The organism is Pseudodesulfovibrio sp. (assembly GCF_028692895.1).
Classification (GTDB): Bacteria; Desulfobacterota; Desulfovibrionia; order Desulfovibrionales; family Desulfovibrionaceae; genus Pseudodesulfovibrio.
This window is the reverse complement of sequence record NZ_JAQUWN010000022.1, coordinates 1-24954: the sequence shown is the minus strand read 5'-3', so window position 1 is coordinate 24954 and position 24954 is coordinate 1. Positions and strand designations below refer to the sequence as shown.

The 24954-nt window shown below is 64.2% G+C and carries 25 protein-coding genes; 23 read left to right on the top strand and 2 right to left on the bottom strand.

The window, feature by feature from the left end:
- Positions 1-8 precede the first annotated feature (8 nt).
- Entirely contained in the window at positions 9-1028 is a 1020-nt protein-coding gene (locus tag PHP91_RS07545) for a glycosyltransferase family 9 protein (protein WP_300139192.1), read from the bottom strand.
- A gap of 128 nt (positions 1029-1156) precedes the next feature.
- Here PHP91_RS07545 and PHP91_RS07540 point away from each other — a divergent pair, with 128 nt between their 5' ends.
- The 21 genes from PHP91_RS07540 to PHP91_RS07440 all read left to right on the top strand — a co-directional run bounded on the left by PHP91_RS07540 (position 1157) and on the right by PHP91_RS07440 (position 20786).
- Positions 1157-2221, top strand: coding sequence for a hemolysin family protein (locus PHP91_RS07540; RefSeq protein WP_300139190.1), 1065 nt, complete (start codon positions 1157-1159; stop codon positions 2219-2221).
- Positions 2222-2240: 19 nt separating this feature from the next.
- A complete protein-coding gene (locus tag PHP91_RS07535) occupies positions 2241-2684 on the top strand; it encodes a cytochrome c maturation protein CcmE (protein ID WP_300139188.1) in 444 nt (147 codons plus the stop codon).
- A 129-nt stretch (positions 2685-2813) separates the two neighbouring features.
- Positions 2814-4709, top strand: coding sequence for a cytochrome c-type biogenesis CcmF C-terminal domain-containing protein (locus PHP91_RS07530; protein ID WP_300139186.1), 1896 nt, complete (start codon positions 2814-2816; stop codon positions 4707-4709).
- Positions 4710-5381 (top strand): heme ABC exporter ATP-binding protein CcmA, encoded by a 672-nt coding sequence (gene ccmA, locus PHP91_RS07525; protein WP_300139184.1) that lies wholly within the window; start codon positions 4710-4712, stop codon positions 5379-5381.
- Positions 5375-6052, top strand: a complete 678-nt coding sequence (locus PHP91_RS07520; protein WP_300139182.1) for a heme exporter protein CcmB — start codon at positions 5375-5377, stop codon at positions 6050-6052. Before ccmA ends, PHP91_RS07520 begins: the two co-directional genes overlap by 7 nt.
- 2 nt (positions 6053-6054) lie before the next feature.
- Positions 6055-6714 (top strand): cytochrome c biogenesis protein CcsA, encoded by a 660-nt coding sequence (gene ccsA / locus PHP91_RS07515; protein ID WP_300139180.1) that lies wholly within the window; start codon positions 6055-6057, stop codon positions 6712-6714.
- 24 nt (positions 6715-6738) lie between these two features.
- On the top strand, positions 6739-6885 hold the full coding sequence (locus tag PHP91_RS07510; RefSeq protein WP_300139178.1) for a CcmD family protein: 147 nt from the start codon (positions 6739-6741) through the stop codon (positions 6883-6885).
- Complete coding sequence (locus tag PHP91_RS07505; protein ID WP_300139176.1) at positions 6875-7465, top strand: tetratricopeptide repeat protein; 591 nt, start codon at positions 6875-6877, stop codon at positions 7463-7465. The genes PHP91_RS07510 and PHP91_RS07505 overlap by 11 nt, the downstream gene beginning before the upstream one ends.
- A 193-nt stretch (positions 7466-7658) precedes the next feature.
- A complete protein-coding gene (locus tag PHP91_RS07500; protein ID WP_300139175.1) occupies positions 7659-8774 on the top strand; it encodes a branched-chain amino acid ABC transporter substrate-binding protein in 1116 nt (371 codons plus the stop codon).
- 83 nt (positions 8775-8857) lie between these two features.
- Positions 8858-9760: a branched-chain amino acid ABC transporter permease LivH gene (locus PHP91_RS07495; RefSeq protein WP_300139172.1), complete on the top strand. Its 903-nt coding sequence runs from the start codon at positions 8858-8860 to the stop codon at positions 9758-9760.
- A 97-nt stretch (positions 9761-9857) separates the two neighbouring features.
- Positions 9858-11126 carry a branched-chain amino acid ABC transporter permease gene (locus PHP91_RS07490; protein ID WP_300139243.1) on the top strand — a complete coding sequence of 423 codons (1269 nt, stop codon included), beginning with the start codon at positions 9858-9860 and terminating at the stop codon, positions 11124-11126.
- Positions 11119-11913: an ABC transporter ATP-binding protein gene (locus tag PHP91_RS07485; RefSeq protein WP_300139170.1), complete on the top strand. Its 795-nt coding sequence runs from the start codon at positions 11119-11121 to the stop codon at positions 11911-11913. Before PHP91_RS07490 ends, PHP91_RS07485 begins: the two co-directional genes overlap by 8 nt.
- A 1-nt stretch (position 11914) precedes the next feature.
- The gene (locus tag PHP91_RS07480) at positions 11915-12622 is read left to right on the top strand and encodes an ABC transporter ATP-binding protein (RefSeq protein ID WP_300139241.1); all 708 of its coding nucleotides are present in this window, start codon (positions 11915-11917) and stop codon (positions 12620-12622) included.
- Positions 12623-12699: 77 nt separating this feature from the next.
- Positions 12700-14154, top strand: coding sequence for an IMP dehydrogenase (gene guaB / locus PHP91_RS07475; protein WP_300139168.1), 1455 nt, complete (start codon positions 12700-12702; stop codon positions 14152-14154).
- Between the two features lie 106 nt (positions 14155-14260).
- Positions 14261-15805: a glutamine-hydrolyzing GMP synthase gene (gene guaA, locus PHP91_RS07470; RefSeq protein ID WP_300139166.1), complete on the top strand. Its 1545-nt coding sequence runs from the start codon at positions 14261-14263 to the stop codon at positions 15803-15805.
- Positions 15806-15835: 30 nt separating this feature from the next.
- Positions 15836-16228, top strand: coding sequence for a Sec-independent protein translocase protein TatB (gene tatB, locus PHP91_RS07465; RefSeq protein WP_300139165.1), 393 nt, complete (start codon positions 15836-15838; stop codon positions 16226-16228).
- A gap of 6 nt (positions 16229-16234) precedes the next feature.
- Complete coding sequence (gene tatC / locus PHP91_RS07460) at positions 16235-17521, top strand: twin-arginine translocase subunit TatC (protein ID WP_300139163.1); 1287 nt, start codon at positions 16235-16237, stop codon at positions 17519-17521.
- Positions 17522-17637: 116 nt separating this feature from the next.
- Entirely contained in the window at positions 17638-18225 is a 588-nt protein-coding gene (gene hisB, locus PHP91_RS07455) for an imidazoleglycerol-phosphate dehydratase HisB (RefSeq protein ID WP_300139162.1), read from the top strand.
- 8 nt (positions 18226-18233) lie between these two features.
- Complete coding sequence (locus PHP91_RS07450; protein WP_300139160.1) at positions 18234-18875, top strand: hypothetical protein; 642 nt, start codon at positions 18234-18236, stop codon at positions 18873-18875.
- 320 nt (positions 18876-19195) lie between these two features.
- Complete coding sequence (locus tag PHP91_RS07445; RefSeq protein ID WP_300139138.1) at positions 19196-20185, top strand: hypothetical protein; 990 nt, start codon at positions 19196-19198, stop codon at positions 20183-20185.
- Positions 20148-20786, top strand: a complete 639-nt coding sequence (locus PHP91_RS07440) for a hypothetical protein (RefSeq protein WP_300139136.1) — start codon at positions 20148-20150, stop codon at positions 20784-20786. The genes PHP91_RS07445 and PHP91_RS07440 overlap by 38 nt, the downstream gene beginning before the upstream one ends.
- Positions 20787-20802: 16 nt before the next feature.
- On the opposite strand, the gene PHP91_RS07435 is transcribed toward PHP91_RS07440, so the two are convergent.
- On the bottom strand, positions 20803-21120 hold the full coding sequence (locus PHP91_RS07435) for a hypothetical protein (RefSeq protein ID WP_300139134.1): 318 nt from the start codon (positions 21118-21120) through the stop codon (positions 20803-20805).
- A gap of 615 nt (positions 21121-21735) precedes the next feature.
- On the opposite strand from PHP91_RS07435, the gene hisA reads away from it, so the two are divergent.
- A complete protein-coding gene (gene hisA, locus PHP91_RS07430; protein ID WP_300139132.1) occupies positions 21736-22464 on the top strand; it encodes a 1-(5-phosphoribosyl)-5-[(5-phosphoribosylamino)methylideneamino]imidazole-4-carboxamide isomerase in 729 nt (242 codons plus the stop codon).
- 173 nt (positions 22465-22637) lie between these two features.
- Positions 22638-24524, top strand: coding sequence for a potassium transporter Kup (locus tag PHP91_RS07425; RefSeq protein ID WP_300139130.1), 1887 nt, complete (start codon positions 22638-22640; stop codon positions 24522-24524).
- Positions 24525-24954: the final 430 nt, after the last annotated feature.

Sequence of the window (24954 nt, the reverse complement as noted above, 5' to 3'; positions counted from 1 at the left end):
AGGCCGGATCAGGCGCGATCCGGCGAGAGCGCCCCGCGCACGGCCGCCATGACCGTCTCGGGCGTCATCCCCGTCATGCAGCGGTGGCCGGTCCCGCAGGGGCGGCCGCCGTGCAGCGAGCAGGGGCGGCAGGCCATGTCCAGCTCCAGCACCCTGTCCCTCGGGCCCGAGGGAAAGAAGCCCCATGATCTGGCCGTGGGGCCGAACAGGCCGACGACCGGCGTGCCCGCGCCCGTGCCCAGGTGCATGGGCCCGGAGTCCGAGGTGACCAGCAGGTCCGCCCGCTGGATGACGGCGCAGGTCTCGCGCAGGTCCGTGGCGTTGGTCAGATCGTGCTCGTGGCCGGGCAGGAGAGGCTCGGCGTCGCGGCCGACCACGATCCAGTCCGTGCCCTCGCTGGCCAGCAGGGCGGTCAGGCCCAGCCAGTAGCTGCGCGGCCATTGCTTGGCCGGATGGGTGGCGTAGGGGTGCAGGGCGACCAGCGGGCGCTCGCCCGTGAGCGGGGCCAGCCGGGTCTTTGCGGCGGCCTGTTCGTCCGGGGAGAGGAACAGGCGCGGGACCACGTCGCCCGGCGCGGGCGGGGTTTCGTCCAGGGCCAGGGCGTAGCGCTGGGGCACGTTGAGGGCTTCGAGCGCGGTCCGGAACCGGTCCGCGCGTGTCCGTGCATAGAGGCGGCGGGTCAGGGCGAATTTCGGGTAGCGGCGGACCTTGCCGCGCCAGACCAGGGAGAGGACCCGCGAGCGCAGGGTGGAGTGCAGGTCGATGAGCGGGCTGCCCCGGTAGAGGGCGGCCAGCCGCCGGGCCTCCCGGAGCCAGGCCGAGCCCTTGAGCGCGGCGTCGTCCAGGGCGACCACGTCGGCCACGGCAGGATGGCCCGCCAGCAGGGGGGCGTTGGCCGCGCGGGTGGCCACAACGAAGGAGAGGCCGCGCGTCTCCCGCCAGTGGGCGAGGACGCCGGTCAGCAGGGCCACGTCGCCCAGGTGGCCGAGGCGGTAGACCACCGCCGGGAGGGATGCGCCGGAAACCATGCCTCCCACTCGCCCCAATCCCCGTGGAAGTCAAGGCGCTTGTGGTTGCGCGGCCTGTTCGCATCTGCTAACATCGCAAGATTCAGACTCCGGCGCGAACCGGACTGAGCGAGGAATCGGCAACCAAGATGCTTGAACTCATCATTTCGGTCAGCGTGGCCGTTTTTGTCTCCATGTTCTGTTCGGTGGCGGAGGCCGCGCTCTACTCCATGAGCTGGGCGGACATCGAAAAACTCCTGCTCTCCGGCCGCAAGTCGGCGAAGATTCTCCAGTCGCTCAGGGCCAATGTGGACGAACCCATCACCGCCATCCTGACCCTGAACACCTGCGCCCACACCGCGGGCGCGTCCGTGGCGGGCTGGGCCTGGGCCAATCTTTATGGCACGGAGACGCTCTGGCTCTTTACTTTGTGCTTCACAGTAATTATTCTCATCTTCACGGAGATTCTGCCAAAGACCGTGGGCGTGGTGTACAACACCCGGATCGCGCCGCCGCTGGCCAGGCCGCTCAAGGCGATGGTGTTCGTCTTCAAGCCGCTCATCCTAGTGATGGGGGTGCTGTCGCGCCTGGTGCACCCGCGCCGCAAGCAGGGCCCGGCCCATACGGAGGACGACATCCGGGCCATCGTCACCCTGACCCGGCGCTCGGGGTCCATCAAGCCCTATGAGGAGCAGTCCATCCGGAACATCCTCCAGCTTGACTCCAAGCTGGTGGAGGAGATCATGACCCCGCGCACGGTGGTCTTCTCCCTGCCCGCGGCCATGACCGTGGCCGAGGCGCGGGAGCAGCACCCGAGCTGGCCCCACAGCCGGATTCCGGTCTACGACCGCGACCCCGAGGACATCGTGGGCGTGATTTACCGCCGGGAGGTGCTGGAGGCCCTGGCCGACGACCGGGACGGCCTCCTGCTCTCGGACCTGATGCGGCCCGCGAGCTTCGTCATCGCCACGGTGACCCTGGACAAGGTCCTGGTGAAGTTCCTGGGCAGCCGGATGCACCTGGCCGTGGTGCTCGACGAGTACGGCGGCGTGGCCGGGGTGGTCACCCTGGAGGACGTCCTGGAGGAGATCCTGGGCAGCGAGATCGTGGACGAGACGGACCAGGTGGCGGACATGCGCGAACTGGCCCGCCAGCAGCGAGACGAGCTGATCCGCAGCCTCTCGGGCGACAGTGAAACGAAACCGGGCGCATAGCGGCGCCCAAGGGATACGAATGGCGAAAAGCAAGAACAAGGCGATCTACGCCGTGGCCCTGGTCCTCTTCCTGGGCGGGCTCGGCTACCTCATATTCTCCGGCCTGACCGAGGACACCGTCTACTTCCTGGATGTCTCCAAGGCCCTGGAGCAGGACCCCGCCGCCATGGGCAACGCCCGCCTCTTCGGCAAGGTCTCGCCAGACGACCTGGCCATCGTGGACGGCAAGCTCGGCGCGTCCTTCTTCCTCGTCGACAAGATGCAGGACGACAAGCGGCTGCGCGTGGCCTTCAAGGGGGCGCTGCCCGACACCTTCAAGGAGGACGTGGAGGTCATCGTCGAAGGGCGTTTTGCGCCGGACGGCAAAGTCTTCCAGGCCCGGACCCTGGTCACCAAGTGCCCGTCCAAGTACGAGGAGAAGAGCCGGGAGCTGGAGCAGGCCAAGCAACAGGCCGCCATGTGAAATTTCGTTCACATGGTTGCCGGGGCCCGCGACCGTGCGTACCTCGCTTGATCTGGATCATGGACGCGCACCGCCGATGTGCGCTATGACGCCGCACCAACGGACGTTTTCTTCGCCAAGGAGACTTGAATGCATCTGACCGGTTACGTGGGACTCCTCTTTTCCCTGCTGGCCTTCCTCTTCCTCGCCTGCTGGGCCGGTTTCGCGGCCTGGGGCGACCGCCGCGGCTCGCTCGCCCTGGTCGAGCGCGGCCAGATCGTCGGGGCCGGAGGCGTGGTCCTCTCCTCCCTGATCCTGCTCGTGGCCCTCATGTCCCGCGACTACTCCTTCCAGTACGTCTACGACAACGTGGACAACACCCTGGACTTCATCTACACGCTGACCGCCTTCTGGGGCGGGCGCGAGGGTTCGCTCCTGTTCTGGGAGCTGATAATCGCCGCGTGCGGCGTCGTCTTCGTCTTCACCCCGAGCTACCGGGTCCTTTCCGAGCGGACCAAGCTCTATTTCTGGATGTTCTTCCTGGCCATCCAGGGATTCTTCCTGCTCCTGCTGACCTGCTGGTCCAACCCCTTCATCGAGATGGTCCCGCCCCCCACCGACGGCCGGGGCCTCAACCCGCTCCTGCGCAACCCCGGCATGATCTTCCATCCGCCGTTGCTCTTCCTCGGCTTCGCGGGCTACGCCATCCCGGCGGCCTGCGCCCTGGCCGCGTCCATCGCGGGCGAGCAGAAGTCGTGGGTCAAGGCCTGCCGGAACTGGAACCTGCTCTCCTGGGTCTTCCTGACCGCCGGCATCGTGCTCGGCGGCTGGTGGTCCTACATGGAGCTCGGCTGGGGCGGCTACTGGGCCTGGGACCCGGTGGAGAACGCCTCGCTCATCCCCTGGTTCGCGGGCACGGCCGTGCTGCACACCTCCATCATCGAGGCGCGGCGCAACGCGTTGCAGCGCACCAACGTCTTTCTGATGGGGCTGACCTTCCTGCTCTGCATCTTCTCCACCTACCTGACCCGCTCGGGCGTCATCGACTCCCTGCACACCTTCGGCGAGTCGGGCGTGAGCCAGCCCCTGTTCTGGGGCCAGGCGGTCATGCTCGCGCTGATCGTCATGGTTCCCGTCCTGAGCGAGCGGCACACCCACCGCTCCCTGTCCGAATTCCTGAGCCGACAGGGAATGCTGGTCATCACGGCCTGGTTCCTGCTCGCGCTCGGCATGGTCGTCGCCCTGGGCACCATGTGGCCGGTCATCAGCAAGCTGTGGACCGACCATCCCATGGGGCTCGACGCCAACTTCTACAACCGCGTCTGCCTGCCGTTCATGAGCGTGCTCGTGCTCCTCTTCGCCTTCTGCCCCTGGCTGGGGTGGAAGGGCGGGCTGCGCGACCGGCGCGGTTTCCTGGGCGTGGCCGGGGTGCTCGCGGCCGCGCTGGCGGTCCTCCTGGCCTCGGGCATGACCAAGCCGCTGGCCGCCCTGGCCGCCGCCGCCTCGGTGGCCGCCCTGGCGAGCATCGTCCTGCTCTTCGTCCTCTTCCCGCCCCTGCGCCGGGCGCGCCACAACTGGGGCGTCTACGGCATCCACCTCGGCCTGGCGCTCCTCGCCCTGGGCATCGCCTTCTCCGGCCCGTACAAGTCAGAGCGCGAAGTGGTCCTGGGCCGGGGCGAGACCGCCCGGGTGGCGGGCTACGACATCACCTACGTGGACCGCCTGGACGACACCACCCCCGAGCTGCGCGCCCGGGCCACCGCCACCCTCAAGGTGGAGAAGGAAGGCAAACTCGTCGGCATGATGACGCCGGACAAGCGCATCTACCGCAATTTCGAGCGCCAGCAGTTCTCCGAGGTCTCGACCATCTTCAGCTTGGGCAACGAGGTCTACGCCACGCTGCTCGGCTTCACCGAGGACGACCGGGGCAGCTTCAAGATCAGCGTCAACCCGCTGGTCAACTGGCTGTGGATCGGCGGCACCATCATGTGCCTGATGCCGTTCCTGGCCATGACCCGCCTGCGCCGTCCCGGCGAGGAGAAGTAGATGGCGGGAGACGCGCTCCTGACCGTGAGGCGGGCGGCCAAGTTCTATGGCCAGAAGCTCGTCTTCAAGGAGGTCTCCTGCTCCGTCGGCCCGGGCGAGATCCTGCTGGTGGCCGGGCACAACGGCGCGGGCAAGTCCACGCTCATGCGCATCATGGCCGGGCTTTCCCGGCCGTCGGCGGGCGAGGTGGAGCTGCACGTGGAGCCCGAGCGCGCCGCCTATCTCGGCCACGCGACCTTCCTCTATCCCGGCCTCTCGGCCCGGGCCAACCTGCGCTTCTGGGCCACCATGTACGGCCTTTCGCCGTCGGAGGCCGAGATTTCGGCACTGCTGGCCCGCGTGGGGCTGGAAAAGGCGGCCGAGGAAAAGGCGGGCTCGTTTTCGCGCGGCATGGCACAGCGGCTGAACCTGGCCCGCATCTACCTGGTCGCGCCCGAGCTCATCTTCCTGGACGAGCCGGGCACCGGGCTGGACCCGCGCTCACTGGCCACCCTGCGGCGCGAGATCGCCGGGTTCCGCGAGCGGGGCACGGGCGTGGTCTGGATCAGCCACCACGTGGCCGAGGACGCGGCCCTGGCCGACACGGTCCTGGCCCTGGGCGGCCAGAAAGTGCAATATTTCGGCCCTTCCGAGGGCTACCTGAAAACCCTGGACGAGGAGGGCGCATGCTGAAGCGCGCCGCCGCCGTCGCCGCCAAGGACCTGCGACTCTCGGTTTCGGGCGGGCAGGGATTGGTCCAGGCCATGCTCCTGGGCCTGCTGCTCATCTTTCTCTTTTCGCTCTCCCGGCCGCTGGGCGGACAGATCTCCGGCCAGGCCGCCGGGGCCATCTTCTGGCTCGCCTCGGCCTTCGGGCTGGTGCTGGTCTTCAACGACCTCTTCGCCATCGAGGAGGCCAACGGCGCGCGCATCGGCATCCTTTCGTCGCCCGCGCCCGTGCACTGCGTCTGGATCGGCAAGGGCGCGGCCGGGCTGGCCCTGCTTCTGGTTTCCCAGCTCGTGTTTCTCCCGGCCACCGTGGCCTTCCTGGGCCAGACGGTGAACGGCCCGGTCTGGCTGCTCGCGGTCACGCTCCTGGGCGCGGACGTGGGGCTGGTGGTCATCGGCGCGCTGCTCGGCGCGCTCTCCCAGGGCCAGGCCGCGCGCGAGTCGCTGCTCTCGGTCATCGTCTTTCCGCTGCTGCTGCCGGTGCTGCTGGCGGGCATCACCCTGTTCGGCTTCTGTTTTTCCGTGGAGGAGCCCGGCGACTACCGCAACTGGCTCGGGCTCATCTTCGCCTTCGACTGCCTGTTCGCCGGCGCGGGGCTGTTCCTGTTCCCGTTCGTCTACAGTGGGGAAGAGTAGGTATGAAAGCAAAGTTCCTGGCCGTCCCGGCCGTCCTCGCCCTGGCCGCCCACCAGTATATGATCTGGGGCTACGCGCCCGTGGCCCAGTCCGGTCCGGTGCAGAAGATATTCTACATGCACCTGCCGTGCTCCTGGTGGTCCCTGGTGAGCTTTTTCGTGGTCTTCGTCGCGTCCATCCTCTTTCTCTTCGGCCGCAACCCGGCCTGGGACAGAGTGGCCGGGGCCGCCGCCGAGCTGGGGGTGCTCTTCGCCTCCCTGGCGCTCCTGAGCGGTTCGGTCTGGGCCCGGGCGGAGTGGGGCCACTGGTGGCTGTGGGACCCGAAGCTGACCACCGCCCTCATCATGTGGTACGTCTACGCGGGCTACCTGGTGCTCCGGTCCACGCCCATGGGCCGCGACCGCCGCGCACTGGTCTGCGCCGTGCTCGGCATCGTCGCCTTTCTGGACGTGCCCCTGGTCTTTTTCGCGGCCAAGCTCTGGGGCTCGGCCCATCCCGACGGCCTGGCGCGCAAGAGCTCCGGCATGGAGGTGCGCATGTGGCACACCGTGTTCGCCGGGCTCATCGCCTTCGGCTTCGTCTGGGCTGGTATGCTCATGGCCCGCATCCGCCAGCTCCGCCGAGGGGCCGAGCTGGAAGCCCGGCTGGTCTGGGACGAATAACCAACGCTGCAAGCAAGGATGACAATGTCTGCAACCACCTACATCGTTTTGGCCAACGCCGCCATCTGGCTCGGCCTGGCCGGTTACCTCGGCTTCCTGGCCACGGGCGAGGCCCGGCTGCGCCGCCGCGAGCAACAGATCAGACTGCTGGGGGACGGCCATGAGGCTTAGCGCCATCACCCTGGGCCGCCGGGCCGTGATCCTGACGGTGGTCCTGTCGGCCGCCGCCATGTTCGTGACCAGCTTCGTCTACCGCATGAACCACCCGAACCTGTTCGTGCAGGTCCAGCACCAGCCCACCAGGGAGGGCGGAATGCCCCCGGGCATGGGCGAGGCCGCGAACGGCCCCATGGCCAAGGTCAAGGAATACATGGCCCGCGTGGACGCCAACCCGGACGACAAGGAGGCCCTGGTCGGCCTGGGCAACGCCTTCCTGATGATGCGCGCCTGGGACCGCGCCCTCATCCCGCTTGCGCACGCCCGCGAGCTGGACGCGGGGGACACCGGCGTGCTCAAGGCCATCGGCATCGCCTACTTCAACAAGAAGGAATTCGACAAGGCGGACGCGGCCTATCAGGATATCCTCGCCATCGAGCCGAACGACACCCTGGCCCTCTTCAATTTGGGTGTAATCAACAAATATTATTTCAAAAAGATGGATGTGGCCCGAACTTATTTCGAGAAGGTCCTGAGTCTCGAAAAGAATGATTCGGAGATGATCAAGATGGCCAGGCAGGAGCTTGCGGAGTAGAAAGCCTGTAAAAACAGGTGGTTGATGAGAAACGGCCCGCCGCTTAACGTATTGACAAGACGGGCTAAATAAATACAATACATCTTCCGTTCCGAGTCCCATGGGGAGATGGGAGTCGGGGGAGCGGAAGACCATGTTCGTGGTTTGATCGTTTCTGTTGGGAACTTGTTACCATAATTTCAGGAGAGGAATCATGAGAGAGATCGTCAAACGCATCCTGCTTGCGGCCGCCCTGGTCGCCATGCTCGCCCCGTCCGCGCTGGCTGGCGGCAAACTGCTGCTCGGCGTCGCCGGCGCTCATTCCGGCGACCTGGCCTCCTACGGCCTGCCCACCGTCAACGCCGCCAAGCTCGTTGCGGATAAGATCAACGCCGCCGGCGGCGTGAACGGGATGACCGTCGAAGTCGTCGCCGAAGACGACCAGTGCAAGCCCGAGCTGGCCACCAACGCCGCCACCAAGCTGCTGTCCGACGGCGTGAAGATCGTCCTCGGCCACATCTGCTCCGGCGCCACCAAGGCCGCCCTGCCCATCTACCTGGATGGCGAGATGGTCGTCATGTCCCCCTCCGCCACCAACCCGCCGCTGACCCAGTCCGGCGAGTACCCGAACTTCTTCCGCACCATTTCCTCCGACGACGCCCAGGCCTCCCTGGATGTCGCCTACGCCAAGACCCTCGGCCTGAAGAAGCTGGCCGTCATCCACGACAAGGGCGACTACGGCAAGGGCTTCGCCACCTTCGCCAAGCAGTTCCTGGATGCCGACCCCTCCATGGACGTCGTGCTCTTCGAGGGCGTGACCCCCGGCGCGGTGGACTACTCCGCCGTTGTCCAGAAGATCAAGTCCGCGGGCGCCGACGGCGTCGTCTTCGGCGGCTACCATCCGGAAGCCTCCAAGATCGTCATGGCCATGCGCAAGAAGGGCCTGGACATTCCGTTCATCTCCGATGACGGCGTGAAGGACGACACCTTCATCAAGGTCGCCGGTCAGTACGCCGAGGGCGTCTACGCCTCCGGTCCCAAGGACTTCTCCAAGAACCCGCTCTTCATCGAGGCCGTCGCCGCCCACAAGGCCAAGTTCGGCACCGATCCGGGCGCGTTCTTCCCCGAGGCCTACTCCGCCGCCCTGGCCCTGCTGAACGCGGTCAAGGTCGCCGGCGGCACCGACTACGCCAAGGTCTGCGAGGCCCTGCGCACCAGCTTTGTCGACACCCCGGTGGGCAAGATCAAGTTCGACGCCAAGGGCGATGCCGAAGGCGTCGGCTTCTCCATCTACCAGGTGAAGGGCGGCAAGTACGTACAGGTGCAGTAAGTATCTGCTCCAAGATGCAGTGAACCAGGGGACAGGCCGTTGCCTGTCCCCTGACGTTATTTAATGAACGGGATAGCCAACTCATGGAATATTTTCTCGAGCTGTTCTTCGGCGGACTGACCCGAGGCAGTATCTATGCGCTCATCGCCCTGGGCTACACCATGGTCTACGGCATCATTGAGCTCATCAACTTCGCCCATGGCGAGATCTACATGATCGGGGCCTTCACCGGCCTGATCGTGGCCGGCCTGCTGACCATGCTCGGCTTTCCGGGCATCTCCATCCTGGCCATCGCCCTGGTCTGCGCGGTCATCTGGGCCGCGGCCTACGGCTATACCGTGGAGAAGGTCGCCTACAAGCCCCTGCGCGGCGCGCCCCGGCTCTCGCCGCTCATCTCCGCCATCGGCATGTCCATCTTCTTGCAGAACTACGTCATGCTGTCCCAGACGTCGGACTTCCTTCCCTTCCCCGAACTCGTTCCCAAATTCGGGTTCATGAAGCACTTCGGCTCCATGCTCAGCTCCTCCGAGCTGGTCATCGTCGTGGCCACGGTCCTCGTCTGCGTCGGGCTGACCCTGTTCATCAAGTACACCCGGCTGGGCAAGGCCATGCGCGCCACGGCCCAGAACCGCAAGATGGCCATGCTGGTCGGCATCAACGTCGACATGGTCATCTCCGCCACCTTCATCATCGGTTCGAGCCTGGCGGCGGTGGGCGGCGTGCTGATCGCCTCCCACATCGGACAGATCAACTACTACATAGGGTTCATCGCGGGCATCAAGGCCTTCACCGCGGCCGTGCTCGGCGGCATCGGCTCCCTGCCGGGCGCCATGCTCGGCGGCCTGGTCCTCGGGCTGACCGAAGCCTACGCCACCGGCTACGTCTCCTCGGACTACGAGGACGTGTTCGCCTTCTGCCTGCTGGTGCTCATCCTGATCTTCCGGCCCGCCGGAATCATGGGCAAGGACAAGATCCAAAAGGTGTAATCATGGGGGCGCGGCCCGTGGCCGACCGTCCCGCAAGGAATATGACGTGAGCAACGCTACAAACGACACGCAGGAAAAGAGTTTCCTCGGGCTGCTGCTGACCGCGGGGTGCGACAGCTTCCCCCAGGCGCTGTGGAGATCGCTGATCGCCGCCGTCTGGTTCGTCTTCCTGACGTTCCCGATCATGGTCATCCGGGTCAACACCATCGAGCACACCGTTGTCTGGCACTGGCAGCGCATGGGCTACGTGGCCGTTGGCATCTTCTTCGGCTCCTTCGTCTGGCGCTGGCTGCTGGCCCGCAAGGAGCTCAAGAAGGACGCGGCCAGCCGCGAGAGCAAGGCCGAGTCCCTGCTGACCCGCATCCAGAACAACCCGACGAGCAAATACCTCCTGCTGGCCCTCATCGCCCTCCTGGCCGTGGCCGGGCCCATGAAATTCAGCCTTTTCGGCTCCAAGCTCCAGCTCCTCAACCTTTACCAGACCAACATCATGATCTCCTGCCTGGTGTACATCGTGCTCGGGCTGGGGCTGAACATCGTGGTCGGCCTGGCGGGCCTGCTGGACCTGGGCTACGTGGCCTTCTACGGCGTGGGAGCCTACGCCTACGCCCTGTGCAACATGCACTGGGGGGTCGGCTTCTGGGCCATGCTCCCGGTGGGCGCGGTGCTCGGGGCCCTGCTCGGCCTGCTGCTCGGCTTTCCGGTGCTACGGCTCAAGGGCGACTATCTGGCCATCGTCACCCTGGGCTTCGGCGAGATCATACGCCTGGTCCTTGAGAACTGGGGCGACGTGACCATGGGACCCTCCGGCATCTCCAACATCGACCGGCCGGCGCTGTTCGGCATCAAGCTGGGGATCATCGGCTCGACCCATTACATGTATTACATCATGATCGGCCTGCTGGTCCTGACCATCTTCTGCGTCAACCGGCTCCAGAACTCCCGCATCGGACGCGCCTGGCTGGCCTTGCGCGAGGACGAGATCGCCTGCCAGGCCATGGGCATCGACAAGGTGAAGACCAAGCTGATGGCCTTTGCCCTGGGCGCGACCTGGGCGGGCATGGCGGGCGTCGTGTTCGCGGCCAAGACCACCTTCATCAACCCGGCCTCCTTCACCTTCTGGGAGTCGGCCATCATTCTCTCCATCGTGGTCATCGGCGGCATGGGCTCCATCCGGGGCGTCATCGCCGGCGCGGTCATCCTCATCCTGGTGCCGGAATACCTGCGCGACTTCGCTCAGTTCCGCATGCTCCTGTTCGGGTCGATCATGGTCGTGGTCATGGTCTTCCGCCCGCAGGGCCTCATCAGCGCCAAGCGCAAGCTTTACACGTACCAAGCCAAACCCGCGGGTGCCGCCAATGAATAATCCAGTCCTCAACGTCAACAACGTGAGCAAGGACTTCGGGGGCATCCGCGCCCTGGACGAAGTCGATCTCGTGGTGGGCGACAAGGAAATCGTCGCCCTCATCGGACCCAACGGCGCGGGGAAGACCACCTTCTTCAACTGCATCACCGGCATCTACGTGCCGACCTCGGGCGATGTGCTCATCGACCCCGAGGGCACGGGCAGCCCCCTGCGCGTCAACGGGAAGAAGCCCAACGTGGTCACCGAACTGGGCATGGCCCGCACCTTCCAGAACATCCGCCTCTTCCCGTCCATGACCGCCCTGGAGAACGTCATGATCGGCACCCACTGCCGGACCAGGTCCTCGGTCTGGGGCGCCGTCTCGCGCAACCGGGCCACCCGGCGGGAGGAGCAGGCCGTCATCCAGAAGAGCTACGAGCTGCTCCGGCTGGTGGGCCTGGAGGACCTGGTCAACGAGCTGGCCTCCAACATTCCCTACGGCAAGCAGCGCAGGCTGGAGATCGCCCGCGCCCTGGCCACCGACCCGTTTCTGCTGCTCCTCGACGAACCGGCGGCGGGCATGAACCCCCACGAGACCAAGGAGCTTGAAGGCCTTATCCTCGAAATCCGCGAGACCTTCGGCATCTCGGTCATGCTCATCGAGCACGACATGAAGATGGTCATGTCCGTGTCCGACCGCATCTACGTCCTGGACTACGGGCGGATGATCGCCGACGGCACGCCCAGGGAGATTGCGGAGAATCCGGAGGTCATCAAGGCCTACCTCGGGGAGGAACACGATGACTAGGATGCTCGAACTGAGGAACGTCAACAGCTTTTACGGCAACATCCAGGCCCTGTACGACGTCAACCTGTACATCGATCCGGGCGAGATCATCACCCTGATCGGGGCCAACGGCGCGGGCAAGTCCACCACGCTGATGACCGTGTGCGGCGTGGTCCAGGCCCGCTCGGGCCAGGTCGTCTACCAGGAAGAGGAGATCACCAGGGAAGCTCCCAACAAGATAGTGGCCAAGGGCATCTGCCAGGTGCCCGAAGGGCGGCTGATCTTCCCGGAGCTGAGCGTGCGCGAGAACCTGGACATGGGCGCGTTCATGCGCAACGACAAGGACGGCATCAAGCGGGACATCGAGTACTGCTTCGACCTCTTTCCCATCCTTGCCCAGCGCCGCCGCCAGCCGGGCGGCAACCTCTCCGGCGGCGAGCAGCAGATGCTCGCCATCGCCCGCGCGCTGATGGCCCGGCCGCGGCTGCTGCTCCTGGACGAGCCGTCCATGGGCCTTGCGCCCCTGGTGGTCCGGCAGATCTTCGACATCGTGCAGAAGATCAACAAGGAGAGCGGCACCACCATCTTCCTGGTGGAGCAGAACGCCAACCTGGCGCTCAAGATAGGGCACCGGGGATATGTAATGGAAAACGGGAGGATCGTGCTCACCGACACCTGCGACAAACTTCTCGCGGACGAATCGGTGAAGCGGGCCTACCTCGGTCTATAATGGTCAAACTCGAAGCCGGACGATAACGTCCGGCTTCGCTCTTATACGACATACCTTTTAACTCTCACGGAGGGTATATGGTCAAAATACTCGAGAAGGCACTCACTTTCGACGACGTGCTGCTCCTGCCGGGCTATTCGAACATCCTGCCGGATTCGGTGGATGTCTCCACGCAGCTCACGCCGGAGATCAAGCTGAACATCCCCCTGATGTCGGCGGCCATGGACACGGTCACCGAATCGCGCATGGCCATCTCCATGGCGCGCCAGGGCGGCGTGGGCGTCATCCACAAGAATATGAGCGTGCGCGAGCAGGCGCGCGAGATCGACCGGGTCAAGAAGTCGGAGTCCGGCATGATCTCCGATCCCATCACCGTCCACCCGGACGATGACCTCGGCAAGGTCAAGGCCATCATGTCCGAGTACCGCATTTCCGGTCTGCCCGTCGTCAAGGGCGACCACCTGGTGGGCATCATCACCAACCGCGACATCCGCTTCGTCAAGGACGACAACGTCCTGGTCTCCGAACTGATGACCTCCCGCGACCTGGTCACCGTGCCCGAGGGCATCGACAACGAGGACGCCAAGCGCAAGCTGCACCAGCACCGCATCGAGAAGCTGCTGGTGGTGGACGAGGGCAACCGCCTCAAGGGCCTCATCACCATCAAGGACATCAACAAGCACAAGAAGTACCCGAGCGCGGTCAAGGATTCGCGCGGCCGCCTGCTGGTCGGCGCGGCCATCGGCATCGGCGGCGAGTGCCTGACCCGCTCCGAGGCCCTGCTGCGCGCCGGGGCGGACTTCCTGGTCCTCGACTCGGCCCACGGCCACTCCGAGAACATCCTCAAGGCCGCGCGCGAGCTGCGCGCCACCTTCCCGGATATCCAGCTCGTCGGCGGCAACATCGCCACCTACGAGGGCGCCAAGGCGCTCATCAACGCGGGCGTGGACACGGTCAAGGTCGGCATCGGCCCCGGCTCCATCTGCACCACCCGCGTGGTGGCGGGCGTCGGCGTGCCGCAGATCACGGCCATCATGGAGGCCAACCGGGCCACCCGCGAGGCGGGCAAGTGCCTCATCGCCGACGGCGGCATCAAGTATTCCGGCGACGTGGTCAAGGCCCTTGCCGTTGGCGCCCAGGCCGTCATGATGGGCTCCGCCCTGGCGGGCACGGACGAGTCCCCGGGCGAGACCATTCTCTACCAGGGCCGCACCTACAAGCAGTATCGCGGCATGGGCTCCATCGACGCCATGAAGCGCGGCAGCTCGGACCGCTATTTCCAGGAGAAGTCCAAGAAGCTGGTGCCCGAGGGCATCGTCGGCCGCGTGCCTTATCGCGGCAAGGTCGAGGAGTCCGTCTACCAGATGATCGGCGGCCTGCGCTCCGGCATGGGCTACACCGGCTCCGCCAACCTGGAGGAGCTCTACGAGAAGTCCCAGCTGGTCCAGATATCCTCCGCCGGCCTGCGCGAGTCCCACGTCCACGACGTGACCATCACCAAGGAATCCCCCAACTACCGCCAAGAGGGGTAGTCGGCCGCAATGTTCCGTCCCTTCCGGAGCCGTCCCTGGCGGGCGGCTCCGGGCGCGGACGGCTCTTTGGGCTTTTCATTTCACCGGTTGTGAATTAGAGAGAGTCATGCACGACAACAGAGTACTCATCCTTGACTTTGGCAGCCAGTTCACCCAGCTCATCGCGCGCCGCGTGCGCGAGGCCGGGGTCTATTCCGAGATCCACCCCTTCAACGTCGACCCCGAGCGGGTCAAGGCGTTCAAGCCGTCGGCGCTGATCCTGTCCGGCGGCCCGTCCTCCGTGCTGGAGGCCGGATGCCCGGATCTGGACATGCAATACCTGGAGATGGGCGTCCCGGTGCTCGGCATCTGCTACGGCATGCAGATGCTGGCCCACAAGCTGGGCGGCAAGGTCGTGTCCTCCACGGACCGCGAATACGGCCGCGCCCAGTTCTCGGCCCAGAACGACTGCGTCCTCTTCGACGGGGTCAAGGACAGCGCCGACCTCACGGTCTGGATGTCCCACGGCGACCGCGTGGAGGGGCTGCCCGAAGGGTTCCTGCCCATGGGCAAGACCAGCACCATCACGTTCGGGGCCATGGGCAATCCGGAAAGGAAGATCTACGCCCTCCAGTTCCATCCCGAGGTGGCCCACACCGCTGACGGCTCCCTGATTATCCAGAATTTCCTCTTCAAGGTCGCGGGCCTCAAGCCCACCTGGTCCATGGCCAGCTTTGTCGACACATGCATCGCGGACCTCAAGAAGCAGGTGGGCGACGCCAAGGTCGTGCTCGGCCTCTCGGGCGGCATCGACTCCACTGTGGCCGCCGTGCTCCTGCACCGGGCCATCGGCAAGAACCTGCACTGCATCTTCGTGGACAACGGCCTCCTGCGCATGGGCGAGAAGGAGGAGGTGATCGGCTTCCTGGCCGAGCACTTCGACCTCAACGTCAAGTTCGTGGACGCCGCCGCCGAGTTCCTGAACGACCTGAAGGGCGTCGAGGACCCGGAGAAGAAGCGCAAGATCATCGGCCACAAGTTCATCGAGGTCTTCGACCGCGAGGCCAAGGCCATCGAGGGCGTCAGGTTCCTGGGGCAGGGCACCCTCTACCCGGACGTCATCGAGTCCGAGTCCTTCAAGGGCCCCTCGGCTGTCATCAAGTCCCACCACAACGTGGGCGGCCTGCCCGAGAAGATGAACCTCAAGCTGGTGGAGCCCCTGCGCGAACTCTTCAAGGACGAGGTGCGCCGCGCCGCCTACGAGCTGGGTCTGCCGGAGCACATCATCTGGCGGCAGCCGTTCCCCGGCCCGGGCCTGTCCATCCGCATCATCGGGGAGGTCACCGAGGAGCGCCTGGGCGTCCTGCGCCTGGCCGACCGCATCGTCCAGAACGAAATGGTTGCCTCGGATTGGTACCGTAAGGTATGGCAAGGGTTCGCCGTCCTGCTGCCGCTCAAGACCGTGGGCGTCATGGGCGACGACCGCACCTACGAGAACGTCATCGCCCTGCGCATCGTGGACAGCCTGGACGCCATGACCGCCGACTGGTCGCGGTTGCCGAGCGAGCTGCTGGCCCGGATGTCCAACCGGATCATCAACGAGGTCAAGGGCGTCAATCGCGTGGTTCTGGACATCTCGTCCAAGCCGCCGAGCACCATCGAATGGGAATAGCGCGATAACCTTTTTGCCTTAGGTGCACATATGTTTGGAATAGGCGGACCCGAGTTACTGATCATCTGCATCGTTGCACTCATCGTCATCGGCCCCAAGAAACTGCCCGAGATGCTCCGCTCCCTGGGCAAGGGACTGGCCGAGTTCAAGCGCGTCGGCAACGACGTCAAGTCCACCCTGGACCAGGAAGTGGACCGGGCCGAGGCCGAGGCCCGCAAACGTGAGGTTGACGAGGCCCTGGCCAAGCGCAAGGCCGAGAAAGCCAAAGAGGAGGCCGAGGCGGCCAGATTGGAAGCCGAGACGGCCAAGGCCGGGGAAGCTCCCGCCGCCCCCGCATCCGAGCCCGTTACAGTTGATGCCCAGGCCGAACCTGCCGCAGCCGCCGTCGGAGCCGGGCCGGAAAAGACCGGGGAAAAGGCCTAGACTTCCATGCATTCCGACAACGACGAAGTGAAACGGCCCGAAACGGAGGCGCCGGAAGGAACCGACGCGCCCGAAGCCGGGAGCGGCGGGGACGCCTTGGAGACCGCAGCCGGGACGGATGCCCCGGCGGATTCGGAGAAGGACTCCGCGGAGGACTCCGCCGATTCCGCTGATTCCCTTGGCGGCGTCGACCCGGCCGATGATCCGGCCGACGGCACGGACGTGGCCGCCTCCTCCAGCCCGAACGGCTTGCCGGAAGGGGAGGAGGAAGGGGCGGAGGCCGTGCCCGCCGTGGCCGGAGACGCGGACGAGACGCCGGACGCCGAGCCGGACGCCGACTCGGAAGCGGAAGAGGGCGGGAAAGAGGACGGCGAGGACGGCCAGATGACCCTGCTGGAGCATCTGGGCGAGCTGCGCACCCGGCTGGTGCGCGCGGCCATCGCCGTGGCCGTGGGCATGGTCGCCTGCTACGGCTTCGCCGAGCAGATGTTCGACATCCTGATGCAGCCCATGGTGGAGGTCTTCCAGAAAAAGTTGGCCGCCAACCCGCTGCTGCCCCAGCAGTTCTTCACCGACTTCGCCCAGGTGCTGGCCGAGATGATGGCCAAGCACGGCATTACCCCGGACAAGGTGGACCTCTTCGTCCAGACCCTGCAGAAATCCCTGCTCCAGGCCACCCAGGAAGGGCACTTCCAGTACACCTACCCGGCCGAGGCGTTCTTCGCCCACATCAAGATATCCATCGTGGCCGGGCTGTTCCTGGTCAGCCCCTATGTCTTCGCCCAGATCTGGGGCTTCATCGCCCCGGGGCTCTATGCCCACGAGCGCAAGTGGATGGTGCCCATGGCCGTTGTCTCGGCCCTGTTCTTCGTCTCGGGCGCGCTCTTCGGCTACTTTATCGTATTCCCCTACGGCTTCGAGTTCTTCGCCAGCTTCTCCACCGACGGCATCGTCTTCACGCCCAAGCTCAACGAATACCTGAGCTTCTGCCTGAAGCTGCTCTTCGCCTTCGGCCTGGTCTTCGAGCTGCCGCTGTTCATCTTCTTCCTGGCGCGGATGGGCATGGTCTCGTCCACGGGGCTGCGCAAGAAGCGCAAGTACGCCATCCTCGTCGCCTTCGTGGTGGCGGCCATCCTGACGCCGCCCGATCCCTTCACCCAGTGCCTCATGGCCGGGCCGCTCATCGTGCTGTACGAGCTCGGCATCTGGGTTGCCTTCTTCTTCGGCAAGAAGGAGAAGCGGCACCTGAAGCAGGAGGCGGCCGAGCCGGACGGGGCGGCCGAAAAAGCCTGACGGAATTGACCGGGCGGGGCGGCAAAAAGGCCGCCGACGCCCGGTTTCCTTTTCTAGAGTTTTACTATACAGTCCAGCATCAATGATGCTGCACCGTCTTGCAAAAGGAGTAGGCCATGGCCAAGCGCGCGGCAACGGTTAACCGCACCACCAGGGAAACGGATATCGCCCTGACCCTCGTCCTGGACGGCGAGGGGAAGGTGAAGGTCGACACCGGCGTCGGCTTCGCGGACCACATGCTCACCCTGTGCGCCTTCTGGGCCGGGTTCGACCTGGAGCTGACCTGCAGGGGCGACCTTGAGATCGACTCCCACCACAGCCTGGAGGACGTGGGCCTTTGCCTGGGCCAGGCCCTGGCCGAGGCCCTGGGCGACAAGCAGGGCATCGTCCGCGTGGCGTCGGCCAAGGTGCCCATGGACGAGGCCCTGGCCGAGGTGGTCGTGGACCTCTCCGGCCGTCCCTACCTCGTCTACGACGACGCGCTCCTGCCCGAGGTCATCGCGGGCGACGAGAAGGACGTCTGGCGCGAGATGCTCAAGTCCGTGGCCTACAAGGCGGGCATGAACCTGCACGTGAAGTTCGAATACGGCCAGAACGGGCACCATCTCCTGGAAGCCGCGTTCAAGGCCCTGGGACTGGCCCTGGCCCAGGCCGTGCGCGTGGGCCGCAAGGGCGTATCCAGCACCAAAGGGAGTCTCGACTGATGCGACGCATGATGAAAGTTTTCCTTCTTTCGGCCCTGTGTTGTTCCCTGCTCCTGGCGGCCGGTTGCGGCTCCAAGCGCACCGCCGCCGTGCCCCGGCCCGAGGGCAAGCTGGCCGTGGCCGGGTTCTCCAATCCGATCTACAACTGGCAGCTCCTGGCCGGATACCTGGAGGAGGAGGGCCATCCCGTGCCCGACGGCACCCTCGAGGCCCTGGACTCCATCCTGACCGACACGCTGCGCCGCCACCAGGTCTTCGACTACATCACCCCGGACGCGGTGAAGCAGTGCCAGGAAGTGGTGGTCTTCGAGCAGTCCGGCCTGCCCAAGCTTTCGGCCTGGAAGTACTGGCTCGGCGTGGCCAAGTGCATCCAGGCGGACCTGCTGCTCGTGCCGCAGGTCACCCACTGGAGCGAGCGGGTCGGCTCGACCTCCGGCGTGGAGGCTCCGGCCTCGGTGGCCATCGACTTCTTCCTCATCGACGTGAAGAACGAGCGCATGACCCGCGCCCGTTACGAGGAGACCCAGGAGTCGCTCATGGAGAACCTGCTCACCGCCAAGAAATTCGCCTCCCGAGGCGGCCAGTGGGTCACCGCCACCCGTCTGGCCTCGGACGGCATCGACGAAAAGCTCACGGAACTCGGTTTGTAATGCCGATGCGCGTTGCCTGAAACGCGCGAAAGACTCGGATTATAAAAATCAAAGGGTTGGCTGTTTTCAGCTAACCCTTTTTTTGTGTTTTCCGGCCGCCTGACGGCCGAGAACGCCGACCCGTGCGGTTGGCGGCGATGGGCCGGGGTTGAAACGGAGAAGCCGGTTTGCCAGCCCTTCAATGAAACCCTGTCAAGCTGCTCTTTTATGCTTCTTTTATCCTTTGGGTACCCTTTTTCTTCCGTTTTTCCCCTGGGCCGAAAACCGGGGTTAGGATGTTTGATCTGTAACCTCAAAATCCTGACAGGAGGAATTCGGCTATGTTTGACTTTGGAAAATCACTCATCGACATGGACCCCGACGAGCAGAGGAAGATGCTCGGCAATGCCACTTCCGGCCAGCGCAAGTCCGCTCTGGAAATGGGCATCGGCTTCAATAATCAAAACCGGCAGCAACAGGGGCGACAGCAAAAAACGGACGCCTTTCATGATCTGGATCGCCTCAACTTCACAGTTGAAAAGGAGAACGAGGCACATGACTTCTTCGGCAAGGGGCTGACCGACTGGCAGAAGGGCGTGACCGGCAAACAGCCGTCCAGGGACGCCGCCAATCTCAAGAAGCAGTTCGATGACTACGAGCAGTCCGTCCTCTCCTCCGTGCCGAGGGGCGGCAAACGTCATGCCGCCCTGGCCGACTCGCTGCCCAGGATCAAGGACGGCTTTCTGAAGCAGGGGCGCCAGTTCGCCGTGGATAAACTCAACGAACGGTCCAGAAACGTCCTCGACAAGGGCTTGCGGCGTATCGCCAAAGGGGCGCTTGGCGCGAGGGACGAAAAGGGAGTCCAGGCCCATGACGATGCCGCCTTCGATCTCATCAACAAGTACGTGCTGTCCGAGGCCATGTTCGATGAGAAGGACGCCGACGCGATGTACGATAAGTATTTGGGGTATGCGGGCGTAGACATGGAAAAGACACGGGCTTCTGAGAACGGCGTGGTCTCCGGAGTCAAGCCTGGTTTCAAGATGGAAGACGGTGTCATGCTGGCTGAGAATGGCGCCGGAACCATGAGTGATGCCGCTGGAAAGGGAAAAGCTGCGGCGCTCGGCGATGACGGTCACGGAGACCTGCAGACGCATCAGCAAAAAAAACACTGCGGGAAAAGAGCAGACGGAGGCTCTGGAGGCAGTCTCTCGCAGGTATTCCGCTGCGCAGGGTCGCGAGATGGAAGCGCAAGTCGCCAAACCCGACAGTTCAACGGGAGCGGCATGGCTCGTGGAAGAGTGGGAGAAACAAACCGGCAACAGTGTTAGAGACGTTGAAGAGCATTACAAGCAAAAGCCCGGAGTCAAGCCCACCTGGATCAAGGATGAACTCGGCAAGACCGGGTATTACGAAAAAAGGGCCAAGGACTATGAGGAGCGGAACCCCGGAAAAAATGCGCCGGCCTACTATCGCGAATACGGCGATAACTACGTCAGGCGGTTCGACAAGCTGAAGCCGGAATTATCCGAGAAGGGGCAGACGTGGATGGAGAAAACCAAGAACCTGCTTCAGTTCAAGATGGAATCAGGGCTGAGGAGCGGCGAGTGGGACGAATCAAAGCCAGAGGAATTGAAGAAAAAGGCTTACGATTCTCACTCTGAAGCGTATCTTGAGGCAGGTTTGGCGGAGTTGCCTCAGGAAGACATTGACAAGATCATTGGAACTGTCGATGCCACAGGCATGTGGCATTTGGATGCCTTCCGTGAATCCCTAGAAGTTGGCAAAGGAATCTGGCAGAAAAAAGGATTGGGTAAAGCGGCAAGAACTGCCGGAGCAGGAGCGTTGCATATGATCCCCAAAAATCCTGAAGCTTATGATCAAACCGAAGAGATGCTCGATACCAATCCTTATGTTCGGAAGCTAAAATAATAGTATTGAAGGGGAACTATGTCTCCCCTTTTACTTTTATTTTATTACCCTTCTCCACGGTTTCTAATAATCCACCCCAAAACACTGAAGCCAGCACAACAGCCCATCCATGCATGGCAAGTAAAACCACAGGGAATGCTATGCCGCTCATTGCCAGGATAAAAGGTATCTGGGAAAGCCCCAATGGCTCGGGTTTTTCGGAGGCCAACCCTATATAAAAGCCGATTGGTCCGAGTAACAAGACGATCGAACCGGACAGGGCTCCCAGGATGACCCCGCTGACGTATTGCTTTCCTCGCTTTTCATAAAGCAGCCGCCATATGACAAAACTCAAGAATAACGCTCCGAAAACTGCACATATTGATGCCGAGTAGGGAGCCCCCTTCCAAAGCAAATGAATCGCCAAAGCATAGACAAACGCAATGCAGGCGATGCCCCCGGCAAAGAGACAGGTGAATTTTCGAGAGCGGGTCATGGCAATTTGATTGCCACATTCGATATCATATGTCCATCGCGTGCGCTTGTGCTTATGGCAAGGTGGAATGGTCGGGATGATGTTTTCATTTTTTTACTGGCAAGATTATCTCAATCTTCTGGTTGACCGCGATTGCCACCCATCCATTCCCAAGGTCTTCTCTGTTCCCTGGTATTGCCATTCTCCCGGAAGTTGGTTGCGCGTCCCTTCAATGGCCTCTGCCGGGGAGCGCAACTGCTGGACATACCGGTGAAATGCACCTCCATGGCTGTCGAGCGAATCTTGATGCCGATGGAATGCCGGCTCCGGCCGGTCGATTTCGCTTGACAGCTTTTCGGTTGAATTATGATAGTAGCCAACTTTCATCATGAAAATCGTATGGATGCCGCCACCGGGATGGCGGAATGGCCGACAATGCATGATAATGCGTCATGATATTTAGTAATTTCAAATAGTTTTAGAAGGATTTGGTGTATGATTCTCTTCCCCGCTGTCGATATCAAGAACGGCCAGTGCGTCCGCCTGGCCCAGGGCAAGGAGGACCAGGTCACGGTCTTCGGCCCGGACCCCGTGGCCCAGGCGAAATACTGGGCCGAGCAGGGGGCCCGCTACCTGCATGTGGTGGACCTGGACGGCGCGTTCTCCGGCGTGCCCCGCAACTTCGAGCTGATCAAGTCCATCTGCGCGGCCATCGACATCCCGGTCCAGCTCGGCGGCGGCATCCGCGACGTGGCCACGGCCGAGAAGTACATCGAGGCCGGGGTGCACCGGCTCATCATCGGGACCATGGCCCTGGAGAGCCCGGAGCTGTTCTCCGAGCTCTGCCGCGCCCTGCCCGGCCGCATCGGCGTCTCGCTGGACGCGGTGGACGGCCGCCTCAAGACCAAGGGCTGGGTCGAGGACGCCGGGCTGACCATGGACGACGTCCTGCCCCGGCTGGAGGCGGACAAGGTCCGGTTCATCGTCTACACCGACATCTCGCGCGACGGCATGCAGACCGGCGTCAACGTGGAGGGCCTCGCCGCCCTGTGCGCCAAGACGTCCATCCCGGTCATCGCGGCCGGGGGCGTGCACACCATGGACGACATCAAGGCCCTCTATCCGCTCTCGAAAAAGGGGCTGGAAGGGGCCATCTCCGGTCGGGCCATCTACGTCGGCACCCTGGACGTCCGGGAGGCCATCGCCTGGATCGACGCCCGGTAGGGCCCGCCGGGGCCGACCCGCAGCAGCGGGCCGCCCGAGCGTTTTTCGCCCCCTTTTCCCGCCCGGCCAGGGCAGGGGAGAGGGGGCCTTCTTATCCCGCCGGGCCGGGCGCTCCCGGGCGGCCGGGCGGGACTTGATTTGACTTCGCCGCAGTGCGGCAGTAAACCGCAAAAATGGAAACCGTAGCGGAGAATCCCTCGGGCAAACGCCTCGCGGCCCTTTCCCTGGCCGCGCTGGGTGTGGTCTTCGGCGATATCGGGACCAGCCCGCTCTACGCCCTGCGCGAGTGCTTCCACGGCGAGTACGCCATCGCGGTCACGCCGGACAATGTCCTCGGGGTGCTCTCCCTGATCTTCTGGGCCCTGCTGCTCATCGTCACGGTCAAGTACCTGCTCTTCATCCTGCGCGCGGACAACCACGGCGAGGGCGGCGTCATCGCCCTGACCGCCCTAGTCCGGCCCATGCGCGTGGTCAAGGGCACCGTGGCCTGGCTCCTGGTGGGCCTCGGGCTCTTCGCCTCCTGCCTGCTCTACGGCGACGGCATGATTACCCCGGCCATCTCGGTCATGAGCGCCATCGAGGGACTGGATCTCATCGCCCCGGCCTGCCAGCCCTATGTGGTCCATATCACTCTGGCCATCCTGATCGGGCTGTTCCTCATCCAGAAGCACGGCACGGCCATGGTGGGCGCGCTCTTCGGCCCGATCATCCTGCTTTGGCTCGGCTGTCTGGCCGTGCTCGGGTTCATCCAGGTGGCGAGCCACCCGGCCGTGTTGGTGGCGGTGTCGCCCTGGCATGGGCTCTCCTTCCTCCTGCGCAACCACCTGCACGGCTTCGTGGTCCTGGGCGCGGTTTTCCTGGTGGTTACCGGCGCCGAGGCCATCTATGCGGACATGGGGCACTTCGGCCGCCGCCCCATCCGGCTGACCTGGTTCGTCGTGGCCCTGCCCAGCCTGGTCCTCAACTATTTCGGCCAGGGCGCGAACCTGCTGCACCACCCGGCGGACGCCTACCATCCCTTCTACGCCATCGTGCCCCGCTGGGGGCTCGCGCCCATGGTCGGCCTGGCCACCATGGCCACCATAATCGCCTCCCAGGCCGTCATCACCGGCGCGTTCTCCCTGACCAGCCAGGCCATCCGGCTGGGCTACCTGCCGCGTCTGCGCGTCACCCACACCTCGGCCCAGCACCGGGGACAGATCTACGTGGCCCCGGTCAACTGGCTGCTGATGCTCTGCACCATCGGCCTGGTCCTCGGGTTCCAGTCCTCCAGCAGGCTGGCGGCGGCATACGGCGTGGCCGTGACCACGACCATGCTCATCACCTCCATCCTCTACTTCAAGGTCCTGCGCACGCTGCGCCACTGGTCGCTCTACGCGGCCGCGTCCCTGACCGCCCTGTTCCTGGTGGTGGACGTCTCCTTCCTCTCGGCCAACCTGACCAAGATATTCCACGGCGCGTGGTTCCCCCTGGTCGTGGGCCTGTTCTTCTTTCTGGTCATGGTCACCTGGAAGCAGGGCAGCGACATCCTGGCCGCCAGGATGCGCGCGCTGACCATGGATGTGGAGGACTTCCTGGGCCGCGTGCCCGAGGAGAATCCGGCGCGCATCCCCGGCCAGGCCTTTTTCCTGACCCGTAGCCGGGACATCGTGCCCGTGGCCATGCTCCAGAACCTGCGCCACAACAAGATCCTGCATACCAAGGTCTACCTCCTGCACATCCGCACCGAGGAGATTCCGCGCGTGCCGAACTTCGACAAGATCGAGGTGGAGAAGATCGGCCTGGGCATCAGCCGGATCATCGTCCACTACGGGTTCATGGAGGAGCCGGACATCCGGACCATCTTTTCCCTGTGCCGGGGCCAGGGGTTGGACGTGGACCTGGACCAGGCCAGCTTCTTCCTGGGCCGAGAGAAGCTCACCGTGGGCGAGCACCCGGCCATGAGCCGCTGGCGCGCCGTGCTCTTCCAGTTCCTGTCGCGCAACGCCATGGACGCCGCGTCCTTCTTCAACATCCCCTCCGACAGGGTCATCGAGGTGGGCGCGCGGCTGGAGCTGTAACCGCTTCGGCGATCCTTCCCCCAGACCTAGGCAACTTGAAAAGTGAGCGGCATGTTCGCTTTTGAAAAATGAATGATAAATTCATTTTTGAATTCGAAGGGAGGAGCGGCTGGTGCAGGTCTTGAAAAGGACGTCAGAGGCAGGATCGCGCGGGCGGCCGAGGCCAGGATGCGGCGCTTATCGCCTGCGCGAGCATGTCTTCGACGCCGTGGCGGGATTGCGAAGTTTCCTGACCGAGGAACAGGCGCGTCGGGAGTCCCGGCGCGCCGCATAAGAGAAAGCCCCTCCGCTCGGCGAAGGGGCTTTCTTATGCGGCCCCATGTCAATCCCTCCCATTTGCCCTGTCTTCGACTGTTCACAGGCCAGACTCTACCCTCACCATTGCGGCTAATAGAGTGTATTCCTTTTCTTATTCGTGCTCTGCGGCACC

Coding starts and splice junctions, on each gene's coding strand:
- PHP91_RS07545 (WP_300139192.1), bottom strand. CDS start 1,028: ATGGTTTCCGGCGCATCCCTCCCGGCGGTGGTCTACCGCCTCGGCCAC.
- PHP91_RS07540 (WP_300139190.1), top strand. CDS start 1,157: ATGCTTGAACTCATCATTTCGGTCAGCGTGGCCGTTTTTGTCTCCATG.
- PHP91_RS07535 (WP_300139188.1), top strand. CDS start 2,241: ATGGCGAAAAGCAAGAACAAGGCGATCTACGCCGTGGCCCTGGTCCTC.
- PHP91_RS07530 (WP_300139186.1), top strand. CDS start 2,814: ATGCATCTGACCGGTTACGTGGGACTCCTCTTTTCCCTGCTGGCCTTC.
- ccmA (WP_300139184.1), top strand. CDS start 4,710: ATGGCGGGAGACGCGCTCCTGACCGTGAGGCGGGCGGCCAAGTTCTAT.
- PHP91_RS07520 (WP_300139182.1), top strand. CDS start 5,375: ATGCTGAAGCGCGCCGCCGCCGTCGCCGCCAAGGACCTGCGACTCTCG.
- ccsA (WP_300139180.1), top strand. CDS start 6,055: ATGAAAGCAAAGTTCCTGGCCGTCCCGGCCGTCCTCGCCCTGGCCGCC.
- PHP91_RS07510 (WP_300139178.1), top strand. CDS start 6,739: ATGTCTGCAACCACCTACATCGTTTTGGCCAACGCCGCCATCTGGCTC.
- PHP91_RS07505 (WP_300139176.1), top strand. CDS start 6,875: ATGAGGCTTAGCGCCATCACCCTGGGCCGCCGGGCCGTGATCCTGACG.
- PHP91_RS07500 (WP_300139175.1), top strand. CDS start 7,659: ATGAGAGAGATCGTCAAACGCATCCTGCTTGCGGCCGCCCTGGTCGCC.
- PHP91_RS07495 (WP_300139172.1), top strand. CDS start 8,858: ATGGAATATTTTCTCGAGCTGTTCTTCGGCGGACTGACCCGAGGCAGT.
- PHP91_RS07485 (WP_300139170.1), top strand. CDS start 11,119: ATGAATAATCCAGTCCTCAACGTCAACAACGTGAGCAAGGACTTCGGG.
- PHP91_RS07480 (WP_300139241.1), top strand. CDS start 11,915: ATGCTCGAACTGAGGAACGTCAACAGCTTTTACGGCAACATCCAGGCC.
- guaB (WP_300139168.1), top strand. CDS start 12,700: ATGGTCAAAATACTCGAGAAGGCACTCACTTTCGACGACGTGCTGCTC.
- guaA (WP_300139166.1), top strand. CDS start 14,261: ATGCACGACAACAGAGTACTCATCCTTGACTTTGGCAGCCAGTTCACC.
- tatB (WP_300139165.1), top strand. CDS start 15,836: ATGTTTGGAATAGGCGGACCCGAGTTACTGATCATCTGCATCGTTGCA.
- tatC (WP_300139163.1), top strand. CDS start 16,235: ATGCATTCCGACAACGACGAAGTGAAACGGCCCGAAACGGAGGCGCCG.
- hisB (WP_300139162.1), top strand. CDS start 17,638: ATGGCCAAGCGCGCGGCAACGGTTAACCGCACCACCAGGGAAACGGAT.
- PHP91_RS07450 (WP_300139160.1), top strand. CDS start 18,234: ATGATGAAAGTTTTCCTTCTTTCGGCCCTGTGTTGTTCCCTGCTCCTG.
- PHP91_RS07445 (WP_300139138.1), top strand. CDS start 19,196: ATGTTTGACTTTGGAAAATCACTCATCGACATGGACCCCGACGAGCAG.
- hisA (WP_300139132.1), top strand. CDS start 21,736: ATGATTCTCTTCCCCGCTGTCGATATCAAGAACGGCCAGTGCGTCCGC.
- PHP91_RS07425 (WP_300139130.1), top strand. CDS start 22,638: ATGGAAACCGTAGCGGAGAATCCCTCGGGCAAACGCCTCGCGGCCCTT.